The 7,640-nt window shown below is 44.1% G+C and carries 7 protein-coding genes and 2 tRNA genes; 1 reads left to right on the forward strand and 8 read right to left on the reverse strand.

Translation table 11 applies throughout. The annotated features are described in order from the left end of the window. Positions 1–60: 60 nt before the first annotated feature. The 8 genes from A5294_RS04610 to A5294_RS04645 all read right to left on the reverse strand — a co-directional run bounded on the left by A5294_RS04610 (position 61) and on the right by A5294_RS04645 (position 7,016). A tRNA-Ile gene (locus tag A5294_RS04610) sits at positions 61–134 on the reverse strand. A 113-nt stretch (positions 135–247) separates the two neighbouring features. Then, positions 248–928 carry an ECF transporter S component gene (locus A5294_RS04615; protein WP_032835265.1) on the reverse strand — a complete coding sequence of 227 codons (681 nt, stop codon included), beginning with the start codon at positions 926–928 and terminating at the stop codon, positions 248–250. Positions 929–1,217: 289 nt separating this feature from the next. Next, positions 1,218–1,289, reverse strand: a tRNA-Glu gene (locus tag A5294_RS04620). Positions 1,290–1,396: 107 nt separating this feature from the next. Further along, complete coding sequence (gene trmB, locus A5294_RS04625) at positions 1,397–2,215, reverse strand: tRNA (guanosine(46)-N7)-methyltransferase TrmB (protein ID WP_064340584.1); 819 nt, start codon at positions 2,213–2,215, stop codon at positions 1,397–1,399. A 159-nt stretch (positions 2,216–2,374) separates the two neighbouring features. Next, positions 2,375–2,833 carry a cell division protein SepF gene (locus tag A5294_RS04630; protein ID WP_004105139.1) on the reverse strand — a complete coding sequence of 153 codons (459 nt, stop codon included), beginning with the start codon at positions 2,831–2,833 and terminating at the stop codon, positions 2,375–2,377. A gap of 24 nt (positions 2,834–2,857) precedes the next feature. Then, on the reverse strand, positions 2,858–4,069 hold the full coding sequence (ftsZ, locus tag A5294_RS04635) for a cell division protein FtsZ (RefSeq protein WP_032835254.1): 1,212 nt from the start codon (positions 4,067–4,069) through the stop codon (positions 2,858–2,860). A 202-nt stretch (positions 4,070–4,271) separates the two neighbouring features. Beyond that, positions 4,272–5,426 (reverse strand): tRNA dihydrouridine synthase DusB, encoded by a 1,155-nt coding sequence (dusB, locus tag A5294_RS04640; RefSeq protein ID WP_004573903.1) that lies wholly within the window; start codon positions 5,424–5,426, stop codon positions 4,272–4,274. Positions 5,427–5,495: 69 nt separating this feature from the next. Beyond that, positions 5,496–7,016 (reverse strand): glycine--tRNA ligase, encoded by a 1,521-nt coding sequence (locus tag A5294_RS04645; protein ID WP_004105144.1) that lies wholly within the window; start codon positions 7,014–7,016, stop codon positions 5,496–5,498. 191 nt (positions 7,017–7,207) lie between these two features. On the opposite strand from A5294_RS04645, the gene A5294_RS04650 reads away from it, so the two are divergent. Beyond that, positions 7,208–7,597, forward strand: coding sequence for an MTH1187 family thiamine-binding protein (locus A5294_RS04650; RefSeq protein ID WP_064340585.1), 390 nt, complete (start codon positions 7,208–7,210; stop codon positions 7,595–7,597). Positions 7,598–7,640: the final 43 nt, after the last annotated feature.

Genomic DNA, 7,640 nt, shown 5'->3' on the forward strand with positions numbered 1-7,640 from the left:
TTATAAGATACAAAAATGCCACTTCATAAACCATAATGAAGTGGCATTATTAATATCTTGTGGGGCCTCAGGGGCTTGAACCCTGGACCGACGGATTATGAGTCCGCTGCTCTAACCGACTGAGCTAAAGCCCCACGCTAACAAAGTTAGCAACGACTAGATTAGCACATACCCATAAACGTCGCCAACTCAGTGAGTCGAATTTTTGACCTTGCTTAGGATTACTGAGCTTGAAATCCCGATGATTTCAAGCTCGGTCAGAACGTCCAGATGCGAAGTTATCAAGAGCACCAGTTTTGCGCAAAGCTAAATACACAAACCACACAAGCACTCCAGAAAGCAGCAATCCACTAATAAGCTCATTAAGCATGTGAATAGTAATATAAGTTGGAGCCTTACCTTGATACTTAGTAAATGTTAAGTAAACTCCATACTCAAACGCTACCAATAATCCAGATACAACGCTTAAAGTCAAATTAAACTTTCGCAAACGGAAAATTAAGAACGGAATCTCCGCAAACACACCCTGCAAAAGTGCGGAAATAAGCGTATCTCGCATATTAAACGGAGTTCCAAGAAGCACCTGTACAAATGCTGCAACAACATTTACATACACTGCAGAACCTGGTTTACGAATAAGCAAAACTGCAAGAGTTCCAGACAAATACCAAACACCATGCGTGATGCTTGCAAAACCAGGAAGAACAGCTGCATTCAAAGTACGAATCAAAGGAATAAACACCAAGCCATAGCCATACAAGATAACGCCAAAAACAGCAGCAAGAGCAGCACCTAATGCGATATCTGCAACACGCCAACGCATGCTTACAACCCTATTAATACTAGAAGCAGCATTACTATCCACTTGATCCGTTACACAATTAGATGATTCTAATCCATTATTATTTGTATTGAAAATATCGCTCATAGGAAATCCTTTTTTAAGCTGCTGCGCATTGTAAATTACTGAATTGAATACTTCCTGACCTACGCAGCCCGGGCAGAAGTACCAATGAGAAAGTGTATCATCTCTAAAAAGCACAACATACCTTTTGTGATATTTAATACATTGTCAGATGTTATATCGATTTATAGAAAAAATATATGAAAAACTAATTGCTGCGCAAAAATAGGGTAAGCAGTAAAAATAGAAATACAAAAATCAGAAATACGAAAAACGAAAAACGCCGCTGGAAACCCAGCGGCGTTGTAATTTGTACCCCCTAAGAGAGTCGAACTCTTGTTGTCAGATTGAAAGTCTGGTGTCCTAACCGTTAGACGAAGGGGGCTTCGAACCAAACCATATGATGTTAACACTCAAAAAAGAGTCGCGCAACTCACGGCGTGTTGAGGCTAAGTACAACTGCAAAGCTACGAGAACAGCGGCGGCAAAGCATTATTGTACTATGTAGGTGAAGTCGTGAATCGTGCGACCAGCTTCCAAGCCTTTGCGCTCAAAATTCGTAAGAACTCGACCAGCAAAGCGCTCAGACTCGCTAAAATCTGCGTGCGGAAGAGCTGCTGCAGTATCAGCTGTACCTTTCCCTACATGCTCAATTGGAAGACTTGCGCTTAATTCGCCAATATTTGCAAAATCTTCGCGAGAATCCATAATCTCATGCACATGCAAAGCGTAGTCCTCAATATCTGTAGCAATGCGCCACGCACCCCCTCTACGCAACGCCTGGTGTATTGTAGAGGCAAGCTCTGGCTGCACAATACGACGCTTATGATGGCGCATTTTAGGCCATGGATCCGGGAAGAAAGTCCAAACTTCTTCTAAAACTCCGCAGTCGCACGCAGCGAAGAAATCAGGAGCGTTAATTTGCGCAATACGAAGATTAGTCAAACCTTGCTTTCCAGCAAGAAGCATTGTGTGAGCAACGCCTGGATCATAAACTTCAAGCGCTAAAAAGTTAGTTTCCGGCAAACGTTCAGCTGCAGCAACAATGTTTTCGCCTTGCCCGGAACCAATTTCAACAATAAGCGGATTATCATTCCCCCACTTATCGCTAATCCAATCATGCGTAATGTTCAAATTTTCGCGCAATCTAAATGAGCCAGGCGCTTCAGTAACGTCTAGCAGGTACTGAGTTGCATAACGCTCCTGAGCGTGCTGTAAACGCGCATCTAAGCGCCCAGAACGACGCACAAACGACAATACAGTGCGTTGCTTGGCTTGCATAGTGTTTTCGTTTTCATTTTCAATGCTCATGAGATTACTTTCGTTATTTGGGCTATATGCCTTTAGTTTAAATTCGCATGATTTTAGTCATGCTCGTACGCATCGCTTTTATGCTACCAAAAAGTATAAAAAAGCAGCGAAAGTTGTTAAACAAACGCTGCTCAATTAATTCTTTAGCAAATACAATTTTTAGGAGAACAAGTCACGCGCAGTATTGTCGTTCGGAGCATCCTCTACTTTGATATTCACTTGTGCTGGGCTTAGCAAAAATACCCTAGGAGTCACACGCTCAATAGAACCGCGAACACCAAATACAACTCCAGCAGAAAAATCAACAATACGATACGCAACCGATTCAGTTACACCAGTAAGGTTTAAAACCACTGGAACACCGTCACGCAAAGCACGACCTACCATTTGCGCATCATCGTAAGACTTAGGATGAATTGTAGTGATACGACTCATACGACTAGCATTCGCACGAGCAGAACCACCACGCAAATCATTACCATGTTGCGACACAGCAGGAGTTACCGAGCGATCATTATCGAATGACGTTTCTTGAACATCAGATTCAGCATAATCATCATCCTCAGGCACATCTGCCATACCAACGTATGACATCACGTTCTTCATAAAGCCAGCCATGAAGCAACCCTCCTCTCGTCACGCTTAACGCAGAAAATCAGGAATATCTAATTCGTCAGGTTCGGCAGGCTGCTGTACAGGAGCTGCCGCAGGAGAATATTGCTGATTCATTGCAGGCTCAAACATAGAAGGCATAGAAGCAGGTTGTTCTACTTGTGGAGCAGCTTGAGCTTCCTCTTTGAAAGATGAGGTAGACTGTGCAGGAGCTACAGGCTTAACATCTGCTTGCATATCAACAAACTGACCAGCTTTAGCTGAGGACTCCTCCGCCTTAGGATGAGCATCAAAACCAGCAGCAATAACCGTAACTCGAACCTCATCGCCGTAAGAATCATCCAGGGAAAGACCCCAAATAATTTGAGCTTCTGGATGAATAGCTTTACGAACAAGTTCAGTTGCAGCAGAAGCTTCCTGAAGCTTCAAATCACTTGGACCTGCGATATTAATCAAAGCACCGTGAGCACCCTCAATGCTTTCTTCCAGCAATGGGGAGCTAATAGCAATTTCAGCTGCCTGAGTTGCACGATCCTCGCCTTTTGCAGCACCAATACCGAACAATGCGGTACCCGCTCCGCGAAGAACAGCTGTAACATCAGAGAAATCAACATGAATGTAAGAATTCATGGTAATTAAATCAGTAATGCCTTGCACACCTGCGAGCAACGCAGTATCTGCCGTCTTAAATGCTTCAATAATTCCAATAGTACGATCAGAAATTTCCAAAAGACGATCGTTTGGAATAACAATCAACGCGTCAACTTCTTTGCGAAGATTCTCGATACCAAGTTTTGCAGATGCAGCACGTTGTGGTCCTTCAAAACCGAATGGACGTGTAACAACAGCAATAGTCAAAGCACCTTGCTGATGAGCTGCACGAGCCACAATTGGGCTTGCACCAGTACCTGTGCCGCCGCCTTCACCGCAGGTAACAAACACCATGTCAGCACCCTTAAGTGCCTCTTCAATGTCTGATTGATGATCCTGCGCAGCCTTAGCACCCTTTTCAGGATCAGCACCAGCGCCTAAGCCTCGGCTCGAAGCATCAGATAATGAAATCTTTACATCAGCATCAGAACGCAGTAAATCTTTAGCGTCAGTATTAATGGCCACAAACTCTACATTCTGTAGGCCCTCGCTGATCATCCGATTGACGGCGTTACCGCCGGCACCACCGACGCCGACTACCTTGATGATGGTTTTGTCGTTGAAATTGTCAGTCTGGGCAATCTCGCTCACCGTTATCTCCTGTCACTCACGCACGTTTACACAATATTTTAGCGCAAAACGCTCGATACTGACGACGTTTTCACAATAAACTGAAAAAATGTCACTGCTTTGATAATACACCGTGCTATATGCAAATATGAGCACAAGGTGATTTTAATAGAATATTCTCGAAATAATCAGAGCAAAAAAATGACGAAAGCCCTAGAAAACACTAGTAACTTGCATCCATTGGATCATCACCAAATAACGCCTCTCGCTCTTCGTGACTAGTTGTACGAGAATCTAACCACCCATACGGCAAATGAACTTTTTTAGCAAATCTAACTCGTCCACGCGGCGTGTCTAACACCTTTTCTGGCAAACGAAGAGAACCATCAAGCATATCGAGATTACGTTGAACATCCTCAATCGATTCGCACTCCATAAACGCTTTACGAGTGCCACCACCAACAGGAAAGCCCTTTAAATACCAAGCAACATGCTTACGCAAGTCGTGAACAGCCATACGCTCGTCACCATCATAAAACTCAACTAAAAGCTTCAAGTGACGCAAAATAACGGAACCAACTTCTGCCAAAGTAGGATTCACACGATTATCGCTACCTTCGCAAGCATTGCGAATATCAGCAAACAACCATGGGCGACCTTGGCATCCTCGACCGATAGCAACGCCAGCGCAACCAGTTTCCTTAAACATTGCGAGCGCATCTTCAGCACCCCAAATATCACCATTGCCAAAAACGGGGATATTCAGCGCCTCTACAAGCTCACCAATACGCTGCCAGTCTGAATGACCACCGTAATATTCTGCAGTTGTGCGAGCATGCAAAGTTACAGCAGCGCATCCTTCTTCTTGTGCAATATGACCAGCTTGAATAAAAGTTTCATGATTCTCGTCAATTCCAACACGGAATTTAGCCGTAACAGGGATTCCTGCTGGCTCACAAACAGAAACAACGCGATGCAAAATTTCTTGCAACAAATCAGTTTTCCAAGGAAGAGCAGAACCGCCGCCGCGTCGCGTCACTTTTGGAACTGGACAGCCGAAGTTTAAGTCAACGTGGTCAGCCATGTTTTCGTCGACAACAATTCGAGCTGCCTGCTCAACAATAGAAGGATTTACACCATAAAGCTGCAAAGAGCGCACTTTTTCGCTAGGAGCAAAACGGCAAAGTCTAAGCGCTTTTGGATTTCGTGCAACTAGAGCTCGCGCTGTAATCATTTCCGCTACGTAAAGCCCGTCCGGACCAAATTCGCGGCAAATTACGCGAAATGGCCAGTTAGTGATCCCAGCCATTGGAGATAGAACAACAGGAGTTGCAATATGAACTTTCCCTAAATCCACTGGTTTTATAGAAAAATTCATATTGCTTTAACTCCGTTCACTATAATAATAATTTTGCTTATTAATGCTTAAGCACTACTCAAACGCGTATTAGTACAATCCGCCAGCAGTAGCGATTTGTACAGGCTTAGACTCGTCTTCGCCAGCTTCTTTAGCAATATCCGTAGCGCCGTCGGCTGCACGAGTACCAACGATTTCAACAGGACCTTGCGGATACTTAACACGTTTTTCGTTAATTCGGCTAGCAACGTAATCTGCAACCTTGTCCAAGGAAACGCGCTCTTGTTGCATAGTGTCGCGCTCGCGAATTGTAACAGCATGATCTTCCAAAGTATCGAAGTCGACTGTTACGCACAAAGGAGTACCAATTTCGTCCTCACGACGATAGCGGCGACCAATAGCTCCAGCCTCATCGTAATCGATAACCCAATCATGCTGACGCAAATCTGCAGCCAAATCTTGAGCAACAGCTTGCAATTCTGGCTTCTTGCTTAAAGGCAAAACTGCAGCTTTAACAGGAGCCAAACGAGGATCAAGTCGAAGAACAGTGCGCTTGTCAACTCCGCCCTTAGTGTTTGGAGCTTCGTCAACGTCGTAAGCATCAACCAAGAATGCCATAAGCGAGCGCGTAAGACCAGCTGCAGGCTCAATAACGTAAGGCACATACTTTTCGCCAGTAGCCTGGTTAAAGTAACTCAAATCCTCGCCGGAATGCTTAGCATGAGCAGACAAATCGTAGTCAGTACGGTTTGCAATACCCTCAAGCTCTCCCCAATCCGAACCTTGGAAGCCGAATTTGTATTCAATATCGACAGTGCGCTTGGAATAGTGGCTGAGCTTCTCCTTAGGATGCTCATACATGCGCAAGTTTTCTGGCTTCACACCCAAATCAACATACCAACGCACGCGAGTGTCAATCCAATACTGGTGCCAAGCTTCGTCGGTTCCAGGCTCTACGAAGAATTCCATTTCCATCTGCTCAAACTCGCGAGTGCGGAAGATGAAGTTTCCAGGCGTAATTTCGTTGCGGAAAGACTTACCAATATTTGCAATACCGAAAGGTGGCTTTTGACGAGTAGAAGTCATGACGTTCTTAAAGTCAACGAAAATGCCCTGAGCTGTTTCTGGACGCAAATAATGCAAGCTATTTTCGTCTTCAACCGGTCCTAAATGAGTGCGAAGCATCATGTTGAAGTCACGTGGCTCAGTCCAGTTTCCGCGAGTACCGCAATCTGGGCAAGCAATGTCTTTTAAGCCATTTTCTGGCATTTTATCGCCATGCTTTTCAGCATAAGACTCTTCCAACTTATCTGCACGATGACGCTTATGGCAATTCAAGCACTCGATCAAAGGATCGTTAAACACGGAAACGTGACCGGAGGCAACCCACACCTGTGAAGGCAGAATAACGGAAGTATCCACTCCAACAACATCTCCACGCGTGGTCACCATGTAGCGCCACCATTCGCGCTTGATATTATCTTTTAACGCAACACCAAGCGGGCCGTAATCCCACGCAGAACGCGTGCCACCGTAAATTTCGCCGGCTGGGAACACAAATCCTCGACGCTTAGCCAAGGAGACGACTTCATCAAGCTTTGAAACAGCCACAATACACCTTTTCGTAAAACTAGAAAATTCGGGTGAAAACGTTGCTATTATAGAAAAACCCTGTGACGCTTGTAAAATTGTTAAAGTAACTGTTAAAGTAACGCAAATTTATAAGTTTGTTGACGCATTATTTGGCGTTGTCTTGTTTTGCTAAATTTGCGTAAGATTACGATTTTAAAGGGATTGTTACTATGAGTGAAAATAATAAAGATAACAAAGATAAAAACGCAAAGAATTGCGAAAATAGTTGCACAAACGCTCACAAAACTAACACGGTCGCAGCGTTGTGTATTGCTCCAAGCGGAGTCGGAGACGAGTTGAGCGAGTACGTGGCGGATGCCGTACAAGTAATTCGCGATTCTGGATTAAAGAACGAAACTAACGCAATGTTCACGAATATTGAGGGCGAATTTGATGACGTTATGAGCGTTGTAAAAGACGCTACGATGGCTTTAGTCAGCAAAGGATACCGTACCGGAGTAATACTAAAATTAGATATTCGCCCTGGTTTTAGCAATCAAATTGACGCAAAAAGTGCGCTTATAGATAAAATTCTCAACGAACGAAATAAAGAAGAATAAAACTGAAATCAAATAATCTCAAATCTGTCTCTTATACACATCT

Source organism: Gardnerella sp. 30-4, assembly GCF_001641215.1.
In the GTDB taxonomy this organism is placed as follows: domain Bacteria; phylum Actinomycetota; class Actinomycetes; order Actinomycetales; family Bifidobacteriaceae; genus Bifidobacterium; species Bifidobacterium leopoldii.